The following is a 24,540-nucleotide window of genomic DNA, read 5'->3' as shown; positions in this document are numbered from 1 at the left end:
AACCACGCCGCCGGTGTGTGCCCACGAAAGCGAAGCCGCTTTTGCGCACGCCCACCGGCGGCCGGTGCAAATCCCATCCGGCTCGATCCGCGCTTCCTACAAGGTATTCCTGATGATCCGGGTTCTATCGGTAAGATTGCTTCAGGCCATCCTCGTGATGGCTGCCGTAACTGCCATCGCCTTCATCATGTTCCGCTTTGTCGGCGACCCTGTCGCCACAATGGTGCGTGAAGGAGCCAGCCAGGCCGAGAAGGACGCATTGCGCACCACGCTCGGCCTCGACAGACCGCTTCTGGTCCAGTTCCTCGGCTTCGTGGGGCGTGCGCTCCACGGCGATCTGGGAACGAGCTTTCGCTATCAGGAATCGGTCGTCAATCTTCTGTTGACCAGGCTTCCCGCAACGCTGGAACTGGTGGTGGTCGCGACCGTCATGTCGCTGGCCATCGGCATTCCGTTAGGGATCGTGTGCGCCTTGAGGCCGAACGGCTTCCTGTCGCGGCTGATCCAGTCGCTGTCGCTGGTCGGCATTTCGATGCCGACATTCGTTACCGGCCTGCTGCTGATCCTGATCTTCGCCGTCAACCTTCGCTGGCTCCCCTCATCCGGACGAGGAGACCTCGTCGATCTCGGCTTCTGGAAGACCGGCTTCCTGACGGCTTCCGGCCTGAAATCGCTGATTCTGCCGTCGATCACACTGGCCTTGTTCCAACTGACGCTGATCATGCGCCTGGTGCGCTCCGAGATGATCGACGTGCTGTCTTCGGACTATATTCGTTTCGCCTTCGCGCGCGGTCTGCCTCGCACCTACATTTATGGACGTCTGGCGCTGCGCAACGCATTGATGCCGGTCGTAACCGTCACGGGCCTGCAGATCGGCCAGCTCATCGCCTTCGCCATCGTCACCGAAACCGTCTTTCAATGGCCGGGCATGGGACTGCTCTTCACCAACGCCGTCAGTTATCCGGACATCCCGGTTCTTGCTGCGTATCTCCTCTTCGTCGGCTTCCTGTTCGTGCTGATTAACATGCTCGTCGACATGCTCTATGCCTTCATCGACCCCCGGCTGAGGACAAGATAATGGCGACGAATGCCACCCTGCTGCGCAGGCTTCCGCCCGTCTCGGTGATGATTGCCGGCCTGGTCCTGGCGACCATGCTGGTGCTGGTGATCTTCGCCCCGCTGATCGCGCCGATCGATCCGCGTGACGTCTCCTCCTATTCGCTGATCGACATGGAAATTCCACCTGTGTTCATGGACGGTGGCGATCCGCGCTTCCTGCTCGGCACCGACAACCAGGGGCGCGACCTGGTGTCGGTCATCTTGTTCGGGTTGCGCATATCTGTCCTGATCGGCGCCGGGGCGGTGCTGCTGGCCGCCGCGATAGGTGTGGCGCTCGGATCGATAGCCGGCTATTTCGGCGGCATCATCGACAGCATCGTGATGCGGATCGCCGATGTCCTGGTCAGCTTCCCGACGATCCTCGTCGCGCTTCTGATCAGCGGCATCGCCCGCGCGCAACTAAGCGCCGAAACCGTGACGAGCTGGGCTCCGCTTATCCTGATCTTTGCGATCGCGATCAATGAATGGGTGCAATATGCGCGCACCGTGCGGGCATCCAGCATGGTGGAGATTTCCCGCGACTATGTGCGGGCCGCCAAGGTCATCGGCCTTCCGTCTGGCCGGATCATGATGCGCCAGATCCTTCCCAATGTGATGAGCTCGGTGATGGTGATCGCCACCATCAACCTCGCCGGCGCTATCCTGACCGAAGCCACGCTGTCATTCCTGGGCGCGGGCATGCCGGCCACCTATCCCTCGCTCGGCACGCTGATCCGCATCGGCAACGAGTTCCTGTTCTCGGGTCTGTGGTGGATCGCCGTGATGCCCGCCATCGTGCTGGTGATTCTGGTTCTGGCCGTCAACGTGATCGGCGACTATCTGCGTGATCGCTTCAACCCCAAACTGATGACGAACTGATGGAAAACGCAATTTCGCCCGTCCTCGACATCCGGAACCTGCGGGTCGAATATCCGCTTGCCAACGGCAGCGTCCTCGCCGCGGTCGACGACATCGACCTGACGATCTTACCCGGCGAGATTCATGCACTGGTCGGGGAATCCGGGGCGGGAAAAACGACCGTCGGCAACGCGGTGATGGGTTTGCTGCAGGCGCCCGGCAGGATTGCCTCGGGCGCCATCACCATAGCGGGCAAACCGATCGACATCCGCACCGGCCGCACCAAGGGGATCATTCCTGGCCGCGACGTCGGCGCGATCTTCCAGGATCCGATGACCAGCCTGAACCCGCTTTTCACCGTGGAAAGCCAGCTGTGCGAGGGCATGCTGACGCATCTGAAGATCGGGCGCCGCGAAGCCCGCGACCGCGCGCTCGACCTGATGAAGGCGGTCGGCATTCCCGAGCCGGAGCGGCGGCTTGGCAGCTATCCGCATCAATTGTCGGGGGGGCAGCGCCAGCGCGTTGTCATCGCCACCGCGCTCGCCTGCGGTCCCAGGTTGATTGTCGCGGACGAGCCGACGACGGCGCTCGACGTGTCGGTGCAGGCGCAGATCCTCAAGCTGATCCGCGATCTCGCCGATGACCGCCGCGTCGGTGTCCTGCTGGTGACCCACAATATGGGCGTGGTGGCGGAAATCGCCGACCGCGTGACGATCATGCAGAACGGTTGCGTGGTGGAAAGCGGGCCCGCGCGTGATGTGCTGGCCAAGCCGAAAGCACCTTACGCGCGCACGCTGATCGGAGCCGTTCCGCCGATCGACATCCGGCTCGAGCGCCTGCCGGTGCCGAGCGAGGAGACGAAAGCAACGCTGGAGGCGCGCCAGGCCGTGCGCAGCAAGAATACCGGCGGCGCCACAAGCGGCGGTGGTGAGGCCAAGCTGACGGTGCGAAACCTGTGCGTGGAGTACGGCCAGCGGTCCTTCATCCCGGGCCGCAGGGCATCGGTGTTCAAGGCTGTGAAGGACGTGTCCTTCGATGTGCGCCGTGGCGAAATATTCGGACTTGTGGGCGAGTCCGGCTGCGGCAAGACCACCGTCGCCAACACCATCGCCGGTCTTGTAACGCAGAGTTCGGGAACGATCGATTTTCAGGGCACGGCGCTTGGCGCGCGTCGCGACAAATCCGTTCGCCAATCTCTGCAGATGGTGTTTCAGGATCCTTATTCGGCCCTCAATCCGAGGCTGCGGATCAACGCGGCCATCGCGGAACCGATCCTGTTCTACAAGCTCGCCTCGAACGCGGCGGAGGCGCGGCTGGATGCCGAGACGCTGCTGGAGGCGGTCGGGCTTCCGGGCGATGCGGGCACGCGGTTCGCCCACGCTTTTTCCGGCGGCCAGCGCCAGCGTATCGCGATCGCAAGGGCGCTCGGCCCACGGCCATCCCTGCTGATCTGCGACGAGCCGACCTCGGCGCTCGACGTATCGGTGCAGGCGCAGATCCTGAATCTGTTGAAGGACCTACGCGATCTCGCGGGCCTGTCGATGCTGTTCATCAGCCACGACCTCGCGGTGATACGTCAGATGTGCGACCGCGTCGCGGTGATGAGACAGGGCGAGATCGTCGAACTTGCGGACGCCGAAACGCTGTTTACCGCTCCCGCCCATGAATATACGCGGGAATTGCTGCGCCTCGCGCCCTCGCTCGACCGCGTCCTGTCCAGAGAAAATGCTCAAGCGAGCCTGTGAGAGATAGCAGCATGACAGATGTTCTGATCAGGGGCGGCACCGTCATTGCAATCGATCCCGAACGGCGGATCATCGCCAATGGCGCCGTCGCCATAAAAGGCGATCGCATTGTTGCTGTCGGCCGCGCGGAGGATGTGGCGACAGCCCATCCAGCGTGCAAAACGATCGATGCCACTGGGATGGCCATCATGCCCGGCTTCGTCGACAGCCATGCTCATGCCGGGCATGGGCTGATCAAGACGTTGGGCGGCGGACGCAGTGATCTCTGGTACCGGGCATGCCAAGGGGCCTACACGGTGGGCTCGACGCCGGAGTTCTGGCACGCGGAGGCGCAGCTTGCCGCGCTGGAGCGCCTGCGGTTCGGCGTGACGACCGGTGTGTCCCTGCTGGGTGGCGGCGATTCCGTCATGCGCACCGACGACCCGGCCTATGGCAATGCGCATATGGAGGGCGTGCTCGGCATCGGCACGCGTTCCGTCGTGGCCGTCGGCACGACGCGCCCGCCGCATCCCCTGACCTATGCGCGCTGGGAAGGCTCCAGCCGCACGGACTATCCGGTATCGTTCGACCAGCAGCTTGCCACTTCCCAACAGCTGGCCGACCGCTGGCATGGCACTCACGAGGATCGCCTGCATGTCGCCCTGCTGACGCCGACCGTGCATCAAGAGCATCTCGATGGTCCCGGCGCCGGGGATGCCATGGCGCAATCGCGAAAGGTCAAGGGGATCGCCGAGGAGCGCGGCCTGGTCTTCACCCAGGATGGTCATACCAAGGGCAGCGTGAAGATCGCCCGAGAGATCGGCGTTCTCGGACCGCGCACGCTGCTCTCGCATGCAACCGCTCTTACTCAAGAGGAAATCGCCATCTGCGCCGAGACCGGCACCAGCATCGTGCACAATCCCAGCGCGGTAGCCGCCATTCTGGCACGTTGCCCGGTGACCGAACTCCTGGACGCCGGCGTCACGGTCGCCATCGGCTCCGATGCGACCGCACCAGATCGCTCGGCGGATATGTTCCGCCACATGCAGCAATGCATGCACTACCACCGCACCTACTTCCACGACCCAAGCTGGCTTCCGCCGGGCAAGGCGTTGGAGATGTGCACCATCGACGGCGCGCGCGTGCTTGGGCTCGATCATGAGGTCGGATCGCTGGAGCCCGGCAAGAAGGCCGATGTGATCCTGGTCGACCTCCGACGTCCGCATCTCTACCCCGCGAACATGCCGGAATTCCGCGTCACCTATTTCGCCAATGGAAACGATGTCCACACCGTGCTGGTCGGCGGACGCGTGCTCTTGCGGGACCGCAAGCCCGTTCATGTCGATCAGGATGCCGTGCTCGATGCCGCGCAACGCGAGACGGAACTGATGATCGAGCGGCTGGGCCTGCGCGAGCTGCTCAGGACCCCCGCCAGGTTCTGGCGGCACAGCCGCGACACGGATCTGATCGAATAGGTCGATCTGGAGACGAAACAGGTCACCGGCGATCGCCGGCGGTTGCAACGCTCGTTCCATCGGTCAGCCCTCAGGAACTATCGCATGACACGCATCGGCATCATCAATCCCAATTCGACAGCGTCGATGACGACGTCCATCGGTGCCGCGGCATCTCGGGCAGCGCAGGCAGGCACGGAAATCATCGTCATGCAGAACGAGAACGGACCTGCTTCGATCGAGGGCGCGATCGATGGCGCAATGGCGGTTCCGGGTCTTCTCGAGCGCATCGAACGCGCCGAGCAGGACGATGCCGTCGATGCCTATATCATCGCCTGCTTCGACGACACCGGGCTCGACGCCGCGCGTATGCTGACGCGCAAGCCCGTCATCGGCATAGGCGAGGCCGCGGCGCGTGTCGCGAGCATCATGGCGAGGCGCTTCACGGTCATTACAACCTTACCGGTTTCCATTTCCATTCTCGAGGACAATCTGGTCCGCTACGGCCTTTCGTCCTTCGCCACGGTACGGGCAAGCGGCATTCCGGTGCTGGCGCTGGAAGCGGACGGCGAGGCGGCATTGTCGATCATCGGCGCCGAGATTCGGGAGGCGCTCCGGGTGGATCGCGCCGACGCCATCGTCCTTGGTTGCGCCGGGATGGCCGGCATGGCGAAGCGGCTGTCAGGCCTTCATTGCATCCCGGTGGTCGAAGGGGTTTCGGCGGCTGTCAGGCTTGCCGAGTTGCTTGTCGGTCTGGAATTGCACCCCAGGCATGATTTCACCGCCTCCCGGCAGGGCAAGGCAGCGTCGTTCGCCGCGGCAAGGCATCCGGGTTCCGCAGCCAGCCTATCGAGGAGCTTGGCCGGATCATGAAGCGCAGAATTCTGCGGTGCGGGATCGCCGCCTGCATTCCATTGATCGCGTTGGGACAGACCATGAATGAGACGACACTTTATTCGGCGGCGGAACAGGACGACGTCGCCACGGTCAAGACGCTCGTTTCCAAGGGAGCCAGCATCGACGCGCGCGACGCAAACGGCCGCACGGCTCTTCTCGTCGCGATCCAGCGCAACAGGGTGGACGCCGCCAGGGCCCTGATCGAGGCCGGCGCTGACGTCAACGCCAAGGACAATATCAGCGACAGCCCATACCTTTACGCGGGCGCCCGCGGGCATATCGAAATCCTGAAGATGACGCTTGAGCACGGAGCCGACCTCAAGAGCACCAACCGTTACGGCGGCACCGCTCTTATTCCGGCATCCGAACGCGGGCATGTCGAGGCCGTCAGCATGCTGATTGAGGCCGGCGTCGATGTCGACCACGTCAACAAGCTCGGCTGGACCGCCTTGCTGGAGGCCATCATTCTGGCCGATGGCGGACCGCGTCATGTTGAGATCGTAAGCCGGCTGATCAACGCCGGCGCCGACGTCAATCTCGCCGACAAGGATGGCGTGACGCCGCTGCGGCACGCGCGCAAGAACGGCTACGTGCAAATGGTGAGCCTGCTGGAAAAGGCGGGCGCCAGATGAGCGGCATCGGCAAAGCCCGCACTGTACCAGAAGGTTAGGAAGACCATGTCGGGGACCACACAGCCTGCGGCCGGCAGGCAATGGAGTTTGCTTGTCCTGGTCGTATTGGTCGGAATCAACCTGCGTCCCTTCCTGACGGCGCCGGGGCCGATATTGGCCAATATCGTGGCCGACACCGGCATGGGCTACAGCAGCTTGGCCATGCTGACACTGCTGCCGATGCTGTTGATGGGTGTCGGTGCTTTTGTTGCACCAGGCATCCAGGCGGCTGTCGGGACACGCCGGGGCCTACTCCTGGCTCTTGCGGTGCTGACCTCGGGCTCGTTGATCAGGCTTGTCGCGACCGGCGGCCTGTCACTGATCCTGACAGCCGCACTTTGCGGGGCAGGGGTGGCCTTCATCCAGGCGGCCTTTCCGGGGATTATCAAGGCAAAATTTCCGGCAAGCACGCCTGCGGTGACCGGCCTCTATTCCTGCATGATCATGGGCGGCGGCGCACTCGGCGCGCGCCTGACGCCCCAGCTTGTCAACAGTGGCTACAGCTGGCGTGCGGCACTGGCCTGGCTCGCCGTTCCCGCCGGCATCGCACTATGCGCGGCATTCCGCGTCCTGTCCGACGCCAGGGAGGCAAGACCCGATCGCGCCTTGACCGGCCTGCTGCTGCGCCGCCCGCGGACATGGGCGCTGATGGCGGCATTCGGACTGGTCAATTCCGGCTATTCATCCATGGTTGCGTGGCTTGCACCCTATTACCAGGCGCAAGGGTGGAGCAGTGTTGCAAGCGGCAACCTCGTCGCCGTGATGGCCGTTTGCCAAGCGATCTCGGCCCTGGCGCTGCCGATACTTGCCCGCGCAAACGTTGACCGTCGACCCTGGCTCTTGCTGACCTTGTTTCTGCAGGCAGCAGGCTTTGCCGGATTGGCGTTCTTTCCGGCACAGTCGCCCATTCTCTGGGTTGGGATATGCGGCGCCGGCCTTGGTGGAAGCTTCTCGCTTGCGATCGTCATAGCCCTGGATCATTTGCCGCGACCGGAGCAGGCCGGCGCCCTGGCTGCGCTGATGCAGGGCGGCGGTTTCCTTATTGCGGCACTTGGCCCCTTTGCCACCGCTCTCTTGCATGACTGGAGCGGGAGCTTCGCCTCCGGATGGACCATGCATCTTGTCTGCGTGACGACCACAACATTCCTTTATCTGCGCTTCAATCCCAAAGGTTACGCCGAGATCATGAGGCCTGCGGGGAATTCGCCGGCTCCGTCCGCTGCGAGCCGCTGAACTCATCGGCGAAGTCTTGCGAGCAGCCGCATGAGGCGCTCGACATGAAGGCGCCAGCGGACCTGTACGCACCCTCTTCAAGAGCCTATGCCGGCTTGCAGGACTTGCACTACCCTTTCCACGACCGCGACATTCTCGTCACCAACTGCGGCCGCATCTGCATGCATAGGAAGAAAATCAACATCTCGCATGTGCTCGCCGGTCAACGGCTCGGCATCAAGGAAGTCGACGACGCCATTTGGCTCGTCTCCTTCATGAGCTATGATCTCGGGTACATCGACCTGGAGCAGAGAACCTTGCAGACCATCGACAATCCGTTCGGCACGAGATTGTCACCCATGTCTTAGGTACGAACTGTTACCCATCTCTCCGGAACGGACCCGAAGGCCCTGGCGGAGAGGGAGGGATTCGAACCCCCGATGGGCTTGCACCCATGCCGCATTTCGAGTGCGGTGCATTCGACCACTCTGCCACCTCTCCGCGGTCATGGTCGGCCGTTGCCGGCGCGGCGCACTAGATAACGGCTGAACGGGCAGGTTACAAGGCCAAATCCAGCGATATTTGGCTTGCCGGACAAGCAGTGTGCTCAGGCAGCGGGTTCAAGGCGGCATCCGCCGCTCATCGGGTGGTCCGCCATTGGCGGCCTCGGCCGCCGTCGCTGTCGTCACCGGTTCTCCCGGGGCGTAAGCCTTGCCGTCGTTGTCGCCGCAGAAGCTTGCCGCGGCCGCATCGCCGAGCGGCCAATAACAGCCTCGGCAATGGCTGTTTGCCTTGACTCCCACTCAACCTTCGGTTAGGGACAGCGCGCAATCGGCGTGGAGGGTTCTTCCGCGCCGCTTGTTTTTTGAACCCGCAGACTGACAAAAAGACGGCCGAACCGCCAGAGGCGGATCATCAAGGCCGAACCGAACAGCGAAAGGCAAAAAATGTTCGCAGTCATTAAAACGGGCGGTAAGCAGTATCGCGTTGCCGCCAACGATCTCCTGAAGATCGAAAAAGTCGAAGCCAATGTCGGCGACATCGTCGAGATCGGCCACGTGCTCGCGCATGGCGAGGGCGAGAATGTCACGTTCGGCGCGCCGTTCGTCGATGGCGCTCTGGTCACCGCCGAAGTCGTCGAGCAGGGCAAGAACCGCACGGTCATCGCTTTCAAGAAGCGCCGCCGCCAGAATTCGCGCCGCAAGATCGGCCATCGCCAGCTTTTGACCACCGTGCGGATCTCCGAGATCCTGCTGGGTGGCGCCAAGCCGACGAAGACTGCAGCGGTCAAGGCGCCGAAGAAGGAAGCCAAGGCAGAGGCAGCCACCGAAGCGAAGGCGGAAGCCGCGCCGAAGAAGGAGCCCAAGGCCAAGGCAGCCGAGACCGCGGCCGCGCCGCTGTTCAAGGCGCCGAAGGGCGAGCCGGACGACCTGACCGTGATCAAGGGCATCGGCCCGGTCGCCGCCAAGGATCTCGCCGAGCAGGGCATCATCACCTTCGCGCAGCTCGCCAAGCTGTCCGACAAGGATGTCGCCAAGATCGACGAGCACATGCCGTTCAGCGCCGACCAGATCAAGGACTGGCGCGAACAGGCCAAGGAACTGGCGAAGAAGTAATTTTCCGGCCAAACATCAGCCGGATCGGACTTGAAACGGAACGCGAACGCGTTCATAACGCCTATTAGGCGCCTCGCGGCGCAACGGAGTTAGTTAGATGGCACACAAGAAAGCTGGCGGCTCGTCGCGCAACGGTCGCGACTCGCATTCCAAGCGTCTGGGCGTGAAGAAGTTCGGCGGCGAAGCCGTCATCCCGGGCAACATCATCATTCGTCAACGCGGCACCACCTGGCATCCCGGCGTCAATGTCGGCATGGGCACGGACCACACCCTTTTCGCGCTCGAAACAGGCGCCGTGACGTTCAACAAAAAAGCCAACGGCCGAACCTACGTATCGGTCAATCCGATTACCAAAGCCGCGGAGTAGCCGGTTCCGCACTAGAACACCGGCACCCATCTCGGGACCGGTGTCTGGCAAAGCCAGGAAAAGGATCAGGGGAGATGGGTTTCCATCTCCCTTTTCTTTTGCCTGGAGGACTTTGAAATGGTTGCCGAAGCGGAAGACTCAGAAGACGAAAGTTACGCGATAGATTGTCCGGTGCTGGTCACCGAGCGGCTGGTGATGCGGGCTCCAGACGAGCGGGATATCGCGCAACTGGTCGAGCTTGCCGACAACCGTCACGTCGCTGAGATGCTGGCACGCATGCCGCACCCCTATGGCGAAGCCGAGGCTCGCGCTTTCCTCGCCATGACCAAGTCACGCCGCGCCGGCATTGCCTATGCGCTGACGCTGGCCGGCACCGACACTTTCGTCGGCTGCGCCGGGCTGAACACCACCGATCGCGGGCTGGAGCTCGGCTACTGGATCGGCGAGCCCCACTGGAAGCGCGGCTATGCGACCGAAGCAGCCCACGCGCTGGTCGATCTCGCCTTCCAGAGCACCTCGATCCAGGTGCTGCATGCCTCGACCCGGGTCATCAATCCGGCCTCGCGCCGGGTGATCCACAAGTGCGGCTTCCAGTATGCCGGCCAAGGCATGCTGAACTCGATCGTGGCGGGCCAGGTGCCGGTCGAGCGTTACCGGCTCGACAGGAAGACCTGGACCAGCCTGCGCAACTGGGTGCACTTCTGATGTGTGCTGATATTCAGGTGAGGCCGGCCTGCAAACGTTGATTTTCTGCGCTTCCGATGCTCGCGTACGATAAGTACGCTCCGCTCCGGTTCTCGAAAACCAATGTTTTCGGCTCGGCCTGACCTGAATCTCAACACACATCGGGGTCCAGGTCGATACCAAGGGTGCCGGGCTGGACTGGGCTCAGCCCAGTTCGGCCCACACCGGCAGATGGTCCGAACCGGTTGCCTGATGGTCGACCCACAGGCGCTGCAGCGATCTGGCCAGCGATGCGCTGGTGAAGATGTAGTCGATGCGCTTGTGGCGGCTGGTGTTGGCGGGGTCCTTGGGATCGACCCAGGAGACGAGATCGTCGCCGGCGACATCGAGGCGCATGGCGGCATCGACGGCGAAGTCTGCGGTCAGCGGCATGCCGAATTCATGGTCCGGCCGGCCGGCGAGTTCGACATATTCGGGCGACCCGGCCAGCATGTTGAAATCGCCCATGCCGACAAAGGCTTCCGGATGCGGCAATTCCGGCAGGCCGATCTCGGCGACGCCGGACAGCGCGCCGCCTTCGAGCGCATAGTTCAACAGGCGCCGGCGCAGGAACTGGATCTGGCTGGCGCGTTCGACCGGGCTGCGGTGATCGAGATGGATGGAATAGAAGCGGATGAAACCAAGCGGCGTCTCGATCAGCGCCTCCAGCGCGCCGCGCTGGAAGTTCATCATCTCGAAGCTGCGGCTGCGCGGCAAAAGCAGGTTGCGCGACAGATGAATTGGCGTTTTCGACAGGACCATATTGCCGAGCTGGAAGGTGGTGGTGATGGCGCGGCCATCCTCGATGCGCGAGCCGATATTGGCCTCGAAATTGCTGCCGTAGACGGCGAAATATTCGGGCAGCGCCTCGCCGATCTCGGCGACCATGTCGCGGCTGCCGTTCCTGGGGTTGTTGCGGGTGACCTCCTGCAGGGCGATCACGTCGGCGCCGCGTACGGCATCGGCAATACGCCCGACATCGTAGCGTCCATCGAGACCGATGCCGTATTGGATGTTGTAGGTTACAAGCTTCATGCCGCAATCTCTCCGGCCAACCCCGCGTGGCCATCGTCATAAAACGGCCTCGCCCTTCGCCGCGCCTTGGTTTAGAGCAAGGCCCAAGGTTTAGAGCAATGCCGCAAGGCCAATAAAAGAAACTGCGATCCCATGAAATTTCTCGATCAAGCCAAGGTTTATGTCCGCTCCGGCGACGGGGGCGCCGGTTCGGTGTCGTTCCGGCGCGAGAAGTTCATCGAGTTCGGCGGGCCGGATGGCGGCGATGGCGGCCGCGGCGGCGATGTCTGGCTGGAAGCGGTTGACGGGCTGAACACGCTGATCGACTATCGCTACCAGCAGCACTTCAAGGCCAAGACCGGCGTCCACGGCATGGGCCGCAACATGACCGGCGCCAAGGGCGCCGATGTGACGCTGAAGGTGCCGGCCGGAACGCAGGTCTTCGAAGAGGACAATGAGACGCTGATCTGCGACCTCACCGTTGTCGGGCAGCGGTTTCTCCTGGCCAAGGGCGGCAATGGCGGCTTCGGCAACCAGCATTTCAAGACCTCAACCAACCAGGCGCCGCGCCGCGCCAATCCCGGCCTGCCGGGCGAGGAGCTCAACATCTGGTTGCGGCTGAAGCTGATCGCCGATGCCGGACTGGTCGGGCTGCCCAATGCCGGCAAGTCGACATTCCTCGCCGCCGTCACCGCGGCCAAGCCGAAGATCGCCGACTATCCGTTCACGACGCTGCATCCGGGCCTCGGCGTCGCCCGCATCGATGCGCGCGAATTCGTCATCGCCGACATTCCAGGTCTGATCGAAGGCGCGCATGAAGGCGTCGGCATCGGCGACCGCTTCCTCGGCCATGTCGAGCGCACGCGCGTGCTGCTCCACCTGGTTTCCGCGCAGGAGGAGAACCCGGGCAAGGCCTACAAGACCGTGCGGGCCGAGCTCGAGGCCTATGGCCACGGCTTGACCGACAAGGCCGAGATCCTGGCGCTGAGCCAGGTCGACACGCTCGACGCCGACGCGCGCAAGAAGAAGGTCGCTTCCTTGAAGCGCGCCGCCGGGCGTGCGCCGATGCTGCTGTCCGCTGTCACCGGCGAAGGCGTCGAGGCGGTGCAGCGCGCGCTGATGGCGGTGATCGCCGAAGCCCGCGCGCAAATTGCCGCCCCGGTCGAGACGCGCTGGGAAAAGTAGGACCATGCAGTCACTCAGGAAATACCGGCGCATCACCGTCAAGATCGGCTCCGCACTGCTCGTCGACCGAGCGAGCGGCCTGAAGCGCGACTGGCTCGACTCGCTCGCCGACGACATCGCCGCGCTTGCCAATGGCGGTGCCGAGATCCTGGTCGTGTCGTCGGGCGCCATCGCGCTTGGCCGCACCATACTTGGCCTCGGCAAGCGTGCCTTGAAGCTCGAGGAAAGCCAGGCGGCGGCCGCCGTCGGCCAGATCGCGCTGGCCGGCGCCTGGTCGGACGCACTCGGCAAGGGTAGCCTGAAGTCGGGCCAGATCCTTTTGACGCTCGGCGACACCGAGGAGCGCCGCCGCTACCTTAACGCACGCGCGACGATCTCGACGCTGCTCAAGATGAAGGCGGTGCCGGTCATCAACGAGAACGACACGGTGGCGACCTCCGAAATCCGCTATGGCGACAATGACCGGCTGGCCGCGCGCGTGGCGACGATGATGGGCGCGGACCTCCTGGTGCTGCTGTCCGACATTGACGGGCTCTACACCGCGCCGCCGGCCCGCGACCCGCAAGCCAAGTTCATCCCGGTGGTCGACCGCATCACGCCTGATATCGAGGCGATGGCGGGAGCCGCCGCGTCCGAGCTGTCGCGCGGCGGCATGCGCACGAAACTCGATGCCGGCAAGATCGCCACCGCCGCCGGCACCGCGATGATCATCACCTCGGGCACTAGGCTGTCGCCGCTGATGGCGATCGAACGCGGCGAGCGCGCCACCTTCTTCAAGCCGAGCACCAATCCTGTCAAAGGCTACAAGACCTGGATCGCCGGCCAGCTCGAGCCGGCCGGGCGGCTGACGGTCGATGCCGGCGCCATCGGCGCGCTCATTTCGGGAAAATCGCTGCTGCCGGCCGGCGTCAAACTGGTCAGTGGCAATTTCTCGCGCGGCGACACGGTGGCGATCCTGTCGCCCGAGGGCCGCGAGATCGCGCGCGGGCTGGTTGCCTATGATGCCGCCGATGCCGTAAGGATCGCAGGCCTGAAGACGGTCGAGATCGAGACGGTGCTCGGTTACGAGGCGCGTTCGGCGATGATCCACCGCGACGATCTTGTGGTGAGTCATTCCAGTGACCAAGTGCGGGCCAGTGACCAAGTACGGGCCAGTGACCAAGTACGGGCCAGTGACCAAGTACAGGCCAGTGACCAAGTGCGGGCTGAAGGCGACATAAGCGGAGGATGAGCCATGCTGAAGCTGCATGAAAAATCCGGGGACGACACCGTGGCGCTGATGGCCGGCATCGGCCGCCGCGCCCGCGCTGCCGCCCGACCGCTGGCCATCGCCACCACCGCCGCCAAGAACGCCGCGCTTGCCGCCATGGCCGAGGCAATCGTCGCCCGGGAACGGGACATTCTCGATGCCAATGCCATCGACGTCCTGAACGGCGAGCAATCGGGATTGTCCGCATCCTTCATGGACCGGCTGAAGCTCGATCCGGCGCGCATCCGCGCCATGGCGGACGGCATTCGCGAAATTGCCGGGCTCAAGGATCCGATTGGCGATATCATCGCCGCGTGGGAGCGGCCGAACGGCTTGCATATCGAGCGCGTGCGTACGCCGCTTGGTGTCGTCGGCGTCATCTATGAAAGCCGGCCGAACGTGACTGCCGATGCCGGTGCGCTTTGCCTCAAGGCCAGCAATCCGGTGATTTTGCGCGGCGGTTCGGATTCGCTCAATTCCTCCTCGATGATCCATGCCTGCCTGGTCGAGGGACTGAAGGCGGCCGGGCTGCCCGAGGATGCCATCCAGCTGGTGCCGACCACGGACCGCGCCGCGGTCGGCGAAATGCTGAAGGGGCTTGGCGGCGATCTCGACGTCATCATTCCGCGCGGCGGCAAAAGCCTTGTCGGGCGGGTGCAGAGCGAGGCGCGGGTGCCGGTCTTTGCCCATCTCGAAGGCATCTGCCATCTCTATATCGACCGCTCCGCCGAGCTCGACATGGCGGTGCGGATCGCGGTCAACGCCAAGATGCGGCGCACCGGTGTCTGCGGTGCCGCCGAAACGCTGCTGGTCGACCGCGCCATCGCCACCACCCATCTGGTGCCGATCCTCGACGCGCTGCGCGCCGCCGGCTGTGAAATTCATGCCGATGCCGAGGTGTTGAAAGTCTTCTCCGACGCCAGGCCGGCGACCGATTCCGACTGGGTGACGGAATATCTCGACGCCATTATCGCGGTGAAGCTGGTCGATGACATCGGCGGTGCGATCGATCATATCGAGACATTCTCCTCGCACCACACCGAGGCGATCGTCGCCGAGGACGCCAAGACGGTCGAACGGTTCTTCAACGAGATCGATTCGGCGATCCTGCTGCACAACGCCTCGACGCAGTTCGCCGATGGCGGCGAGTTCGGCATGGGCGCCGAGATCGGCATCGCCACCGGCAAGATGCATGCGCGCGGACCGGTCGGCGTGGAGCAGCTGACCTCGTTCAAATACCGCGTTCGCGGATCAGGACAGGTGAGGCCTTGATGTCTTTCGCCCACCAGGCCTGAAACTTTGCGCCCAGGCAACCCCCTCCGTCCTGCCGGATCCGGCCCTTCGCTGTCGCTCCGGGCGTTCGTTATTCGGAAAGCCAAGCAATTGGCTTTCCGTCCGCTTCGCGGACCACTCCTCACCCCCCTCAGGGGGGGAGATCGGCTGACATTTCCGGTGTCGCTGATTGTGGGCGTTGCAAGATCTGCGCCTGCGCTGAAACTGCTGATCTCCCCCCTTGCGGGGGAGATGCCCGGCAGGGCAGAGGGGGGCGCCTAGCACCATGCTTTCGTCCCCTCAGCCCACGGTCTCTTCCCACCACCTCAAGATGCCGCACGCCGAAAAAGGCCTCGCCGTCGGCCTGTTCGGCGGCTCGTTCAACCCGCCGCATGCCGGCCATGCGCTGGTTGCCGAAATCGCTTTGCGGCGCCTGGCGCTCGACCAGCTGTGGTGGATGGTAACCCCGGGCAATCCGTTGAAGAGCGCACGCGAGCTGGCACCGCTGGCCGAGCGGCTGCAACTGTCGGAGAAGATCGCCAGGAACCCGAAGATCAAGGTCACGGCCTTCGAGGCGGCACACAATGTGCGCTACACCGCCGACACGCTGGCTCTGGTCAAGGCGCGCAATCCCGGCGTCGACTTCGTCTGGATCATGGGCGCGGATAGTTTGCGCGATTTCCATCATTGGCAGCGATGGCGCGAGATTGTGCTCACCTTTCCGATCGCAGTCATCGATCGTCCGGGCGCCACGCTGTCGTTCCTGTCGTCGGTGGTTGCCAAGACCTTCGATTACGCCCGCATCGACGAGGGCGACGCGCCGCTGCTCGCCCGCATGAAGGCGCCGGCCTGGACCTTCATCCACGGTCCGCGTTCCTCGTTGTCGTCGACCGCGATCCGGAAAATGACGAAGGGTTGAGCATCTCGTCCATCCGGCCATGTCGTTTTTACAGCGGCGTCCGCCTGACCGATGGGCGATGCTGATCAGCCATGGCGGTCCAAAAGAAAACCCACCCCCAAATCGATCCGACACAGGGCAGTGCACCGACGCCGCTGACCGCGATTGCCAGCGTCATCGTGTCGATGGCGCTGATTGCCATCGGCAACGGACTGATGTTCGCCTATATCCCCGTCCGGCTCGGCGTGGAGGGGTTCGACCCGGTCTGGGCAGGGCTGATCGTCACCGGCCTGTCGGCCGGCGGCCTTGCCGGCTGTATCCTGACCGGCCCGCTGGTGCGCAGGGTCGACCACGCACGCGCCTTCATGGTGCTGTCGGCATTGATCGCGCTGTCCAATGTCGCCATCGGCGCCGGACCGCATCCGCTGCTGTGGATCGTGGCGCGTGCGCTCTACGGCTTTGCCATATGCGGGCTGTTCATCGTCGCCCAGAGCTGGCTCAACGACGCGCTGCCGAACGCCATACGCGGCCGGGTGATGGCGGTGTTCTACGTCGCCTACGTTGCCGGCCTTGGCGTCGGCTATGCGACGCTTGCCGTCATCGACATCCACACGGCCGCGGCGCCGTTGATCGGCGTCACCTTCACCGCTCTGTCGATCCTGCCTGTCGGCATGACGCGCCTTGCCCAGCCGCCGGCGCCGCAGGCTGCTTCGGTGGCGCTGCGCCAGGCTTGGCGGATTTCGCCGGTCGGGGTCGCTGGCATGCTGGCGGTCGGCGGCCTGTCGATGATCATTTCCGGCTTCGCCCCCATCCATGCCACGGCCAAGGGTTATAGCCAGGCCGACGTGGCGCTGCTGTTGTCGGCAATGCCGGTCGGCACGCTGATCCTGCAGATACCGCTTGGCTGGCTTTCCGACCGCACCGATCGGCGTTACGTGCTTGCCGGCGCCGCGGCGCTCGCGGTCTTCGCCAGCGTGCTGGCCGTAGCCTTCGACGGCGGTGCGCTGATGGCCCTTTTGGTGATCTACCTGATTTGGGACGGGGCGGCGGAATCGATCTACGCGCTCTCCAGCGCGCATGCCGCCGACCGCGCCAGGAAGGATGAACTGCTTGCCCTGTCGAGCTCGATGCTGTTTGCCTGGTCGCTTGCCGGCTTCATCGTGCCAAGCATCGTCACGGCGCTTTCCGCCGTCTTCGGCACGGCAACCTTCATCTATGTCGGCATCGTCATCGCCTCGGCATTCTGCCTGTTCGTGCTGTGGCGGGTGATCGCGGTGCGGCCTGTTCCGGCGGCCGCCACGGGCAGTTTCGCGCCGATGTCGGCGCAAGCACCGCTGCCGGTGGAACTCGCCTTCGCGCCGGACGAAGAGGCCCGCCGCAGAGGCGGTTGATTACTGCTTGCGGGTCTCGGGCGACGGTGCTTCCGGGGGTGGCAGCGGGATGGAGATGCCTTCACTGTCAAAGGCCTGCTTGGCGCGTTTGGTCATATCGATCTGGGTGGCGAAATAGTCCGCCGCCGCGGTCCAGTAGCGCAAGGTGAGCGAAACGGTCGTATCGCCGAGTGCGCCCACGAAGGCGATCGGCGCCGGTTCGCGGCGGATGCGCTTCTCGGCGCCGGCAATGCCAAGCAATGTCTTCTGCGCGCCGTCTATGTCGTTCCAGGAGCCGATGCTGAGCGTGATGTCGGTGCGACGCACGCCATTACGGGTGAAATTGCGTACCGGTTGGTTCCACAGCGTCGAATTGGGGGCCAGTATATAGACGCCGTCGGCGGTCCTGAGCTTGGTGGCGAAGAGGCCGATTTCCTCGACCGAACCGGCAATGGCGCCGACCTCCACCGATTCGCCGATTCGGAACGGCCGCAGCGCCAGAAGCATGATGCCGGCGGCGATGTTCTGCAGCGTGCCTTGCAGCGCGAGACCGATGGCCAGGCCGATCGCGCCGATCGCGGCGATGATCGATGCGGTCTGCACGCCGAACTGGCCGAGCACCATGATGACGACGAGGATCAGGATGGCGTAGCGGACGATCTTGGAAAAGAAATGCCGCAGCGTCGCGTCGAAACCGTGGATATGGCCGAGGCCAGCCGAGATCGAGCGCTCGGCAAGGTTGGCAACGATGTAGCCGACCACCAGGAGGATGACGGCGCCGATGGCGGAGAAGGAATAGGAAACGATCAGCGTACTCAGCTGCGCGAGGCCGGCCTGGACGGTGAGAAGGGTGTTTTGCGGGTCGATCGGCATGATGGGATTCCGGTTGGTCGGTCAGCCGATAACCGCTGCGGAACGCCTGGGTTCCGATGTTTCTGCGTCTCGCGTGGAACAATATACCAGTCGGCGAGTTCGCGTGAGTTGGGGCTCCGTCTTGAAACTGCAACGGAACTCTGCCTATCTAAGAGGTGTCACCTGCTTCAAGGGGTGATTTGGTTGTTCTTGCTGCGAAAGGAAATACACTGAGAACAGCACTGCGGAAGAAGGCCGATATCATGCCTTCGCCGGCCAGGATCAGCGTAGACGACGCCGTGTCCCGTGCCATCAAGACAGTCCTTGCCAGTCTGGAAGACTCCAAGGCCGAAAATATTGTCTCAATCGACATTCAGGGAAAATCGAGCCTCGGCGACTACATGGTCGTCGCGTCGGGTCGGTCGCACCGTCATGTCGCGGCTGTCGCCGATCATCTCCTCAAGGCGCTCAAGGATGCCGGCCTCGGCACTGCGCGCGTCGAGGGATTGTCCGGCGCCGACTGGGTCCTGATCGATTCTGGCGATGTCATCGTCCATGTCTTCCGCCCCGAAGTCCGCGAATTCTACAATCTCGAAAAGATGTGGCAGGCGCCGGACCTCGAGGAAGAGACCCTCCACTAGGCCGCCTTTGTTGATGCATGCCATGCCGAAAAACCGGCTCCCACCCTTGGGTGACATGCACTAGCGGCTTATAGAGGCGAGGATGAAGATTTCAGTTCATGCCGTGGGCCGAATGAAAGCCGGCCCCGAGCGGGAGTTGGCCGACCGCTATTTCGAGCGCTTCGCCAAGAGCGGACCCGCCGTGGGGCTCGAATTCGCCGGCATCACCGAGATCGCCGAGGGCCGCGCGCAGAGCGCCAGCGAGCGGCAGCGCGACGAAGGCTCGCGCCTGCAGGCGCAGCTGCAGCCAGGCACGGCATTGATCCTGCTCGATGAAAAAGGCAAGAGCCTGTCCTCGCAGGATTTCGCCGGCCGTATCGGACAGTTGCGCGATGGCGGACGCAAGGCGCTGGTGCTCGCCATTGGCGGCGCCGACGGCCACGATCCGCCGCTGCGTGACCAAGCCGAGCTGGTGCTGTCGTTCGGGGCGCTCACCTGGCCGCATCAGCTGGTGCGCGTGATGCTGGGCGAACAACTCTACAGGGTGGCGACGATCCTGTCGGGCCATCCCTATCACAGATCCTGAAAGCCGCCGGGTCGCACCGAATTTAGCCCCAATGCCGCGTAAAATTCATTCTGGGGCTGCCTTTGCTTTGCAGGGCGTTATTGCGACCCCTTGGGCGACAGGCGCTAACATGGTTGATGATTCGTTAACGAAGCAGCGGATAGAATCGATCGCGAATGTCTGAAGGCTGGAAATCGACGACGGGCTCATCGACCGGGAGTTCCTGGCGCGCGTGCGGTATCGCGGCGGCGGCGGTGCTTCTGTCGCTCCATGCGGCGCGGGCCGAAAACACGCTCGACATGGCGCCCGATCCGGACCAGAGCCGCGCGGAATACGAGCAGGTTTCCAAGGAAATAACGCTGTCGTCGGAACGGCTGGCGAAGCTCGCCGCCGATATCGCCACGGTCAAGAAGGACCACGCCTCGATCACCGCCGCGCTGATCCAGTCGGCGATGACCGAACAGAAGCTTGGCCAGGACATCGAGGACATCGGCGCCAAGCTGGAAGGACTGAAGGGCCAGCAACAGAAGATCCGCGCTTCACTGGCGGCGCGGCGCGACGTGCTGGCCGAAGTGCTGGGCGCCCTGCAGCGCATGGGGCTCAATCCGCCGCCGGCGATCCTGGTCAAGCCGGAGGACGCGCTGTCGTCGGTGCGCAGCGCCATCCTGCTCGGCGCCGTGGTGCCGGAATTGCGCCTGGAGACCGACAGTCTGCTGGCCGACCTCAAGGAGCAGACCCGGGTGACGGCCTCGATCGAGGCCGAGCGGACGCGGCTGACGGCAGCGGTCGGCGACCAGGCGGCGGAGAAGAAGCGGCTCGGCATGCTGCTGGAGGCCAAGCAGAAGATCGAGGCCGACACGAAGGCGCAGATGGCGGCCGAACAGCAGCGTTCCGAGCAATTGGCCGCCAAAGCCAGCAGCCTGAAGGATCTGATCGCTTCGCTCGAAGCGCAGGCCGACAAGAACCGCAAGGCCGCGGATGCCGCGAAGGCAGCCGATGCGGCAAAGGCCGAGCCCGGTGGCGACCAGACAGCATCGCTGCCGGTTCCCGAAGGCAACAGGCTGACCGCGGCGACGCCTTTCTCGGCACTGCAGGGACAGATCGCCTTGCCGGTCACCGGCCGCATCAAACGCCGGTTCGGCGCCGACGACGGTAACGGCGCCTTGATGCTTGGGGACATGGTTGCGACACAATCGGGAGCCATCGTTACGGCGCCGGCGGATGGGAATGTGCTTTATGCGGGACCGTTTCGCTCCTATGGTCAGCTCTTGATCCTCAATGCCGGCGACGGTTATCATGTCGTTCTGGCTGGGATGAGCAGAATCAGCGTCGCGACTGGCCAGTCAGTGCTCGCAGGAGAGCCGGTCGGTGCGATGGGAGAAGCCCGGGTGGCAAGCACCTCGGTTTCGAAGAATGGAAATGCCACGCCGGAACTCTATGTCGAGTTCCGCAAGGATGGAAAACCCGTCGATCCGGCCCCATGGTGGGCGGACCGTTTTTCTGGAAGGACGTGAAATGATGCGGAAACTGTCGCTTCTGATTGCCGGTGCGCTGATGGGCGCCTCCGCCATGAGCCTTGTCTATGGCGCACCCGGCTCGGCGGCGAACGCTGCAGGGTCGGAGACCTACAAGCAACTGGCGATCTTCGGCGACATCTTCGAGCGGGTGCGGGCCCAGTATGTGACCCCGCCCGACGACAAGTCGCTGGTCGAGAACGCCATCAACGGCATGCTTTCCTCGCTAGACCCGCATTCCTCCTACATGAACGCCGAGCAGGCGCAGGACATGCGCGTGCAGACCAAGGGCGAGTTCGGCGGCCTCGGCATCGAGGTCACCATGGAGAACGACCTGGTCAAGGTGATCACGCCGATCGACGACACGCCGGCTGCCAAGGCGGGCGTGCTGGCCGGCGACTATATCGCCAAGATCGACGGTGAGGAGGTTCGCGGCCTGACGCTCAACGACGCGGTCGACAAGATGCGCGGCCTGGTCAACACGCCGATCAAGCTCACCATCCTGCGCCAGGGCGCCGACAAGCCGATCGAACTGACGGTGGTGCGCGACATCATCAAGGTCAAGGCGGTCAAGTTCCGGGTCGAGAACGACATCGGTTACATGAAGATCACCTCCTTCACCGAAAAGACCTATGACGACCTCGAGAACGCCATCGACACCATCAAGAAGCAGGTGCCGGACGACAAGCTCAAGGGCTATGTGCTCGACCTGCGCCTCAATCCGGGCGGCCTGCTCGACCAGGCGGTGAGCGTGTCGGATGCCTTCCTGAAGCGCGGCGAGATCGTCTCGACGCGCGGCCGCGATCCGAAGGACGTCACCCGCTTCGACGCCAAGCCGAAGCAGACCGACGACATCAACGGCAAGCCGATGATCGTGCTCGTCAATGGCGGCTCGGCCAGCGCTTCGGAGATCGTCGCCGGCGCGCTGCAGGACTTGCGCCGCGTCACGGTGGTCGGCACGCAGTCCTTCGGCAAGGGCTCGGTGCAGACCATCATCCCGCTCGGCGAGAATGGCGCGCTCAGGCTGACGACGGCGCTCTATTACACGCCGTCGGGCAAATCGATCCAGGGCAAGGGCATCACGCCCGACATCAAGGTAGACCAGCCGCTGCCGCCGGAACTGCAGGGCAGGGACCTGACGCGAGGCGAATCCGATCTCAAGGGCCATATCAAGGGTGCCGACGAGAGCAAGACCGGCTCCGGTTCCGCAGCCTATGTGCCGCCGGATCCGAAGAACGACCTGCAGCTCATCTATGCCGAGCAGCTGCTGCGCGGCCAGAAGACCGATCCGTCCTTCCCGCCCAATCCGGAAAAGGCCGTGCTCAACCAGTAAGGTCGGCAACCGGTCTGGCCGGTTGAACGAAGCAATGCGATGCTGCCGGGACCGAAAGGTTCCGGCAGTTTGATTCGGGGGGCAGGACCAGGCCTCCAGGCGGGCGCCAGGATTGATGATTTCGTGCATCTGTTGCCGAAGGGGGTCGTCTTCGGAACCGGGCACCGGGGACAGGGCTTGGCTGATATCGGCAAGGACATCGAACGCCCGCTTGGACAGACTGTCCGGGTGCCGCGTGCCGCCGGCAAGATCAGCGTAGGCGTGATCGCGGCGAGCGCGGTCGTGCTGGCCGTGGTCGGCGTCTCGGCCGCGATCGCGCTCAGGGAAAAGCCGTTTCGAAAACCGCAGGAAGTCGCCGTTTCGACGCCGAAAGTGACTGCGGCGGCCGAGCCGACCGCGTCGTCTCCCGCATTGGCCCCGGCGGCGATGCCAAAAGTGGAGACGCCGGCGAAGACGGGCGGTCCGCAGATCATCCATGTGCAGACGCAAGAAGGCGACGGCCCGCCCAAGGCCGCAATCGTCATTCGCGATCCGTCGACCGTCGGCCAGAACCTCAAGATCGCGCATATTCCCGACAGGGCGCTGATAGAAACCAGTGAAACCGGACCCTTGCCGATGCGCTCCGCCGATGGCCGGCGGCCGTTCGACGTTTATGCGCGGCCATGGTCCGGCACACGCGGCGCACGTGTAGCAATCGTCATCGGCGGCCTCGCGGTTTCACAGACCGGCACCCAGGCGGCCATTGCCAAGCTGCCGGCGGAAGTGACGCTGGCCTTCGCGCCACAGGGCAACAGCATCGGCCGCTGGATGCAGGCAGCGAGGCAGAGCGGCCATGAGATCGTCATGCAGGTGCCGCTCGAACCGTTCGATTATCCCAACGTCAACCCCGGCCGCAACACGCTGACGGTGGCGGCGACTCCCGACGAGAATCTGAAAAACCTGCACTGGGCGCTGTCGCGGATGACGAACTATACCGGCGTCATGAACTATATGGGCGCGCGGTTTTCCTCCGACGCGGCGGCGATGCAGCCGTTCATGGCCGAGCTCGGCAAAAGGGGCCTCGCCTATATCGACGATGGCTCGTCGGCGCGCAGCCTGGCGCCAGACGTGGCGCTGAAGGATGGCGTGCCTTTCGTCGCCGGCGACACGGTGATCGACGCGGTGCAGGATCGCGGCGCCATCCTGAAGAAGCTCGACAGTCTCGAAGCGACCGCGCGTGCCAAGGGCACGGCCGTCGGCATCGGCTCGGCTTTCGACCTGACGGTCGACACGGTGTCGTCATGGGTGGCCGAGGCCAAGAAGCGCGGCATCGAGATCGTGCCGATTTCAGCGGTGGCCGTCGATCCACAAAAAGGCTAACAGCCGTCTTGATAATTCCACTCCGGCGGGCATCTGGCGGCGCTTTCTGCGCTTCCGGTGCTCGCGTACTTTAAGTACGCTCCGCTCCGGTTCTCGAAATCACTCGCCACCTGCCTCATCAGAGCGAATTCTCAAAACGGCTGGAACCTCACCTATGGCCAAAAAAGTCGACCGCGAAACGCTGCCCTATCGCCCGTGTGTCGGGTTGATGATCGTCAATGGCGAGGGGCTGGTCTGGGTCGGGCATCGCATTGCCGAACCCGACAGCGAATTCGCCGGTACGACGCAGCTCTGGCAGATGCCGCAAGGCGGCATCGACATGGGCGAGGAGCCGCTGCAGGCGGCGGAGCGGGAGCTCTATGAGGAGACCGGCATGCGCAGCGTCTCGATGCTGGCCGAAGCGCCGGACTGGATCAACTATGATCTGCCGGACCACCTCGTCGGCATCGCCTTCAAGGGCAGGTATCGCGGCCAGACGCAAAAATGGTTCGCCTTCCGCTTCCATGGCGATACCAGCGAGATCCAGATCAACCCGCCGCCGGGCGGCCACACCGCTGAATTCGACAAGTGGTCGTGGCGGCCGATGCAGGACCTTCCCGACCTTATCGTGCCGTTCAAGCGTCAGGTCTATGAAGATGTGGTGGCGGCGTTCCGGCATCTGGTTCCCTAGTATGTCGCGCGTCGGCCGT

24 protein-coding genes and 1 tRNA gene are annotated in these 24,540 nt (G+C 63.9%); 22 read left to right on the top strand and 3 right to left on the bottom strand.

Annotation, left to right across the window (positions count from 1 at the left end):
• Positions 1-112 precede the first annotated feature (112 nt).
• From FJ960_RS08785 to FJ960_RS08750, 8 genes are all read left to right on the top strand, one after another.
• Positions 113-1,078 (top strand): ABC transporter permease, encoded by a 966-nt coding sequence (locus FJ960_RS08785; RefSeq protein WP_140713201.1) that lies wholly within the window; start codon positions 113-115, stop codon positions 1,076-1,078.
• Entirely contained in the window at positions 1,078-1,977 is a 900-nt protein-coding gene (locus FJ960_RS08780) for an ABC transporter permease (protein ID WP_140713163.1), read from the top strand. Before FJ960_RS08785 ends, FJ960_RS08780 begins: the two co-directional genes overlap by 1 nt.
• A complete protein-coding gene (locus FJ960_RS08775) occupies positions 1,977-3,701 on the top strand; it encodes an ABC transporter ATP-binding protein (protein ID WP_140713161.1) in 1,725 nt (574 codons plus the stop codon). The genes FJ960_RS08780 and FJ960_RS08775 overlap by 1 nt, the downstream gene beginning before the upstream one ends.
• A gap of 11 nt (positions 3,702-3,712) precedes the next feature.
• Positions 3,713-5,155, top strand: a complete 1,443-nt coding sequence (locus FJ960_RS08770) for an amidohydrolase family protein (protein WP_140713159.1) — start codon at positions 3,713-3,715, stop codon at positions 5,153-5,155.
• A gap of 84 nt (positions 5,156-5,239) precedes the next feature.
• Entirely contained in the window at positions 5,240-6,007 is a 768-nt protein-coding gene (locus FJ960_RS08765) for an aspartate/glutamate racemase family protein (RefSeq protein ID WP_140713157.1), read from the top strand.
• Complete coding sequence (locus tag FJ960_RS08760; RefSeq protein ID WP_140713155.1) at positions 6,004-6,663, top strand: ankyrin repeat domain-containing protein; 660 nt, start codon at positions 6,004-6,006, stop codon at positions 6,661-6,663. Before FJ960_RS08765 ends, FJ960_RS08760 begins: the two co-directional genes overlap by 4 nt.
• Positions 6,664-6,708: 45 nt before the next feature.
• Complete coding sequence (locus FJ960_RS08755) at positions 6,709-7,935, top strand: cyanate transporter (RefSeq protein WP_140713153.1); 1,227 nt, start codon at positions 6,709-6,711, stop codon at positions 7,933-7,935.
• A 44-nt stretch (positions 7,936-7,979) separates the two neighbouring features.
• Positions 7,980-8,282 carry a transposase gene (locus FJ960_RS08750; RefSeq protein WP_140503780.1) on the top strand — a complete coding sequence of 101 codons (303 nt, stop codon included), beginning with the start codon at positions 7,980-7,982 and terminating at the stop codon, positions 8,280-8,282.
• 43 nt (positions 8,283-8,325) lie between these two features.
• On the opposite strand, the gene FJ960_RS08745 is transcribed toward FJ960_RS08750, so the two are convergent.
• Positions 8,326-8,415: transfer RNA gene (locus FJ960_RS08745), tRNA-Ser, on the bottom strand.
• Positions 8,416-8,861: 446 nt separating this feature from the next.
• Here FJ960_RS08745 and FJ960_RS08740 point away from each other — a divergent pair.
• The 3 genes from FJ960_RS08740 (at position 8,862) to FJ960_RS08730 (ending at position 10,602) form a co-directional block, all read left to right on the top strand.
• Complete coding sequence (locus FJ960_RS08740; protein ID WP_140509965.1) at positions 8,862-9,530, top strand: 50S ribosomal protein L21; 669 nt, start codon at positions 8,862-8,864, stop codon at positions 9,528-9,530.
• A gap of 97 nt (positions 9,531-9,627) precedes the next feature.
• Positions 9,628-9,897 carry a 50S ribosomal protein L27 gene (rpmA, locus tag FJ960_RS08735; protein ID WP_015315190.1) on the top strand — a complete coding sequence of 90 codons (270 nt, stop codon included), beginning with the start codon at positions 9,628-9,630 and terminating at the stop codon, positions 9,895-9,897.
• A gap of 117 nt (positions 9,898-10,014) precedes the next feature.
• Positions 10,015-10,602, top strand: a complete 588-nt coding sequence (locus FJ960_RS08730; RefSeq protein WP_140509963.1) for a GNAT family protein — start codon at positions 10,015-10,017, stop codon at positions 10,600-10,602.
• A 183-nt stretch (positions 10,603-10,785) separates the two neighbouring features.
• On the opposite strand, the gene FJ960_RS08725 is transcribed toward FJ960_RS08730, so the two are convergent.
• Positions 10,786-11,655: an endonuclease/exonuclease/phosphatase family protein gene (locus FJ960_RS08725; RefSeq protein WP_140713151.1), complete on the bottom strand. Its 870-nt coding sequence runs from the start codon at positions 11,653-11,655 to the stop codon at positions 10,786-10,788.
• 132 nt (positions 11,656-11,787) lie between these two features.
• Here FJ960_RS08725 and obgE point away from each other — a divergent pair, with 132 nt between their 5' ends.
• The 5 genes from obgE to FJ960_RS08700 all read left to right on the top strand — a co-directional run bounded on the left by obgE (position 11,788) and on the right by FJ960_RS08700 (position 17,629).
• A complete protein-coding gene (obgE, locus tag FJ960_RS08720; protein WP_140713149.1) occupies positions 11,788-12,819 on the top strand; it encodes a GTPase ObgE in 1,032 nt (343 codons plus the stop codon).
• 4 nt (positions 12,820-12,823) lie between these two features.
• Entirely contained in the window at positions 12,824-14,050 is a 1,227-nt protein-coding gene (gene proB / locus FJ960_RS08715) for a glutamate 5-kinase (RefSeq protein ID WP_140713147.1), read from the top strand.
• Between the two features lie 3 nt (positions 14,051-14,053).
• Complete coding sequence (locus FJ960_RS08710; protein WP_140713145.1) at positions 14,054-15,340, top strand: glutamate-5-semialdehyde dehydrogenase; 1,287 nt, start codon at positions 14,054-14,056, stop codon at positions 15,338-15,340.
• A 331-nt stretch (positions 15,341-15,671) separates the two neighbouring features.
• A complete protein-coding gene (locus FJ960_RS08705; protein WP_140510005.1) occupies positions 15,672-16,259 on the top strand; it encodes a nicotinate-nucleotide adenylyltransferase in 588 nt (195 codons plus the stop codon).
• 71 nt (positions 16,260-16,330) lie between these two features.
• Positions 16,331-17,629 (top strand): MFS transporter, encoded by a 1,299-nt coding sequence (locus tag FJ960_RS08700; RefSeq protein WP_140713143.1) that lies wholly within the window; start codon positions 16,331-16,333, stop codon positions 17,627-17,629.
• On the opposite strand, the gene FJ960_RS08695 is transcribed toward FJ960_RS08700, so the two are convergent.
• The gene (locus tag FJ960_RS08695) at positions 17,630-18,481 is read right to left on the bottom strand and encodes a mechanosensitive ion channel domain-containing protein (protein ID WP_027141726.1); all 852 of its coding nucleotides are present in this window, start codon (positions 18,479-18,481) and stop codon (positions 17,630-17,632) included.
• Positions 18,482-18,723: 242 nt separating this feature from the next.
• On the opposite strand from FJ960_RS08695, the gene rsfS reads away from it, so the two are divergent.
• The 6 genes from rsfS (at position 18,724) to FJ960_RS08665 (ending at position 24,521) form a co-directional block, all read left to right on the top strand.
• Positions 18,724-19,101 carry a ribosome silencing factor gene (gene rsfS, locus FJ960_RS08690; protein ID WP_140713141.1) on the top strand — a complete coding sequence of 126 codons (378 nt, stop codon included), beginning with the start codon at positions 18,724-18,726 and terminating at the stop codon, positions 19,099-19,101.
• Between the two features lie 82 nt (positions 19,102-19,183).
• Positions 19,184-19,666: a 23S rRNA (pseudouridine(1915)-N(3))-methyltransferase RlmH gene (gene rlmH, locus FJ960_RS08685; RefSeq protein ID WP_140509951.1), complete on the top strand. Its 483-nt coding sequence runs from the start codon at positions 19,184-19,186 to the stop codon at positions 19,664-19,666.
• Between the two features lie 155 nt (positions 19,667-19,821).
• On the top strand, positions 19,822-21,159 hold the full coding sequence (locus FJ960_RS08680; RefSeq protein WP_140713139.1) for a murein hydrolase activator EnvC: 1,338 nt from the start codon (positions 19,822-19,824) through the stop codon (positions 21,157-21,159).
• Between the two features lies 1 nt (position 21,160).
• Positions 21,161-22,492, top strand: coding sequence for a S41 family peptidase (locus tag FJ960_RS08675; protein ID WP_027141729.1), 1,332 nt, complete (start codon positions 21,161-21,163; stop codon positions 22,490-22,492).
• A gap of 177 nt (positions 22,493-22,669) precedes the next feature.
• Positions 22,670-23,851: a divergent polysaccharide deacetylase family protein gene (locus tag FJ960_RS08670; protein ID WP_140713137.1), complete on the top strand. Its 1,182-nt coding sequence runs from the start codon at positions 22,670-22,672 to the stop codon at positions 23,849-23,851.
• A 154-nt stretch (positions 23,852-24,005) separates the two neighbouring features.
• Positions 24,006-24,521: an RNA pyrophosphohydrolase gene (locus FJ960_RS08665; RefSeq protein WP_140713136.1), complete on the top strand. Its 516-nt coding sequence runs from the start codon at positions 24,006-24,008 to the stop codon at positions 24,519-24,521.
• Positions 24,522-24,540: the final 19 nt, after the last annotated feature.

It is taken from the genome of Mesorhizobium sp. B2-3-11, assembly GCF_006442215.1.
Classification (GTDB): Bacteria; Pseudomonadota; Alphaproteobacteria; order Rhizobiales; family Rhizobiaceae; genus Mesorhizobium; species Mesorhizobium salmacidum.
The sequence above is the reverse complement of the archived record's forward strand: the minus strand, read 5'-3'. Positions and strand labels throughout refer to the sequence as shown.

What these genes read in the sequence shown, in the direction of transcription:
- proB (WP_140713147.1), top strand. Translation starts at nt 12,824, where the DNA reads ATGCAGTCACTCAGGAAATACCGGCGCATCACCGTCAAGATCGGCTCC.
- FJ960_RS08755 (WP_140713153.1), top strand. Translation starts at nt 6,709, where the DNA reads ATGTCGGGGACCACACAGCCTGCGGCCGGCAGGCAATGGAGTTTGCTT.
- FJ960_RS08680 (WP_140713139.1), top strand. Translation starts at nt 19,822, where the DNA reads ATGTCTGAAGGCTGGAAATCGACGACGGGCTCATCGACCGGGAGTTCC.
- FJ960_RS08695 (WP_027141726.1), bottom strand. Translation starts at nt 18,481, where the DNA reads ATGCCGATCGACCCGCAAAACACCCTTCTCACCGTCCAGGCCGGCCTC.
- FJ960_RS08725 (WP_140713151.1), bottom strand. Translation starts at nt 11,655, where the DNA reads ATGAAGCTTGTAACCTACAACATCCAATACGGCATCGGTCTCGATGGA.
- obgE (WP_140713149.1), top strand. Translation starts at nt 11,788, where the DNA reads ATGAAATTTCTCGATCAAGCCAAGGTTTATGTCCGCTCCGGCGACGGG.
- FJ960_RS08760 (WP_140713155.1), top strand. Translation starts at nt 6,004, where the DNA reads ATGAAGCGCAGAATTCTGCGGTGCGGGATCGCCGCCTGCATTCCATTG.
- FJ960_RS08705 (WP_140510005.1), top strand. Translation starts at nt 15,672, where the DNA reads ATGCCGCACGCCGAAAAAGGCCTCGCCGTCGGCCTGTTCGGCGGCTCG.
- FJ960_RS08765 (WP_140713157.1), top strand. Translation starts at nt 5,240, where the DNA reads ATGACACGCATCGGCATCATCAATCCCAATTCGACAGCGTCGATGACG.
- rsfS (WP_140713141.1), top strand. Translation starts at nt 18,724, where the DNA reads ATGCCTTCGCCGGCCAGGATCAGCGTAGACGACGCCGTGTCCCGTGCC.
- FJ960_RS08730 (WP_140509963.1), top strand. Translation starts at nt 10,015, where the DNA reads ATGGTTGCCGAAGCGGAAGACTCAGAAGACGAAAGTTACGCGATAGAT.
- rlmH (WP_140509951.1), top strand. Translation starts at nt 19,184, where the DNA reads ATGAAGATTTCAGTTCATGCCGTGGGCCGAATGAAAGCCGGCCCCGAG.
- FJ960_RS08710 (WP_140713145.1), top strand. Translation starts at nt 14,054, where the DNA reads ATGCTGAAGCTGCATGAAAAATCCGGGGACGACACCGTGGCGCTGATG.
- FJ960_RS08770 (WP_140713159.1), top strand. Translation starts at nt 3,713, where the DNA reads ATGACAGATGTTCTGATCAGGGGCGGCACCGTCATTGCAATCGATCCC.
- FJ960_RS08740 (WP_140509965.1), top strand. Translation starts at nt 8,862, where the DNA reads ATGTTCGCAGTCATTAAAACGGGCGGTAAGCAGTATCGCGTTGCCGCC.
- FJ960_RS08780 (WP_140713163.1), top strand. Translation starts at nt 1,078, where the DNA reads ATGGCGACGAATGCCACCCTGCTGCGCAGGCTTCCGCCCGTCTCGGTG.
- FJ960_RS08750 (WP_140503780.1), top strand. Translation starts at nt 7,980, where the DNA reads ATGAAGGCGCCAGCGGACCTGTACGCACCCTCTTCAAGAGCCTATGCC.
- rpmA (WP_015315190.1), top strand. Translation starts at nt 9,628, where the DNA reads ATGGCACACAAGAAAGCTGGCGGCTCGTCGCGCAACGGTCGCGACTCG.
- FJ960_RS08785 (WP_140713201.1), top strand. Translation starts at nt 113, where the DNA reads ATGATCCGGGTTCTATCGGTAAGATTGCTTCAGGCCATCCTCGTGATG.
- FJ960_RS08700 (WP_140713143.1), top strand. Translation starts at nt 16,331, where the DNA reads ATGGCGGTCCAAAAGAAAACCCACCCCCAAATCGATCCGACACAGGGC.
- FJ960_RS08665 (WP_140713136.1), top strand. Translation starts at nt 24,006, where the DNA reads ATGGCCAAAAAAGTCGACCGCGAAACGCTGCCCTATCGCCCGTGTGTC.
- FJ960_RS08775 (WP_140713161.1), top strand. Translation starts at nt 1,977, where the DNA reads ATGGAAAACGCAATTTCGCCCGTCCTCGACATCCGGAACCTGCGGGTC.
- FJ960_RS08675 (WP_027141729.1), top strand. Translation starts at nt 21,161, where the DNA reads ATGATGCGGAAACTGTCGCTTCTGATTGCCGGTGCGCTGATGGGCGCC.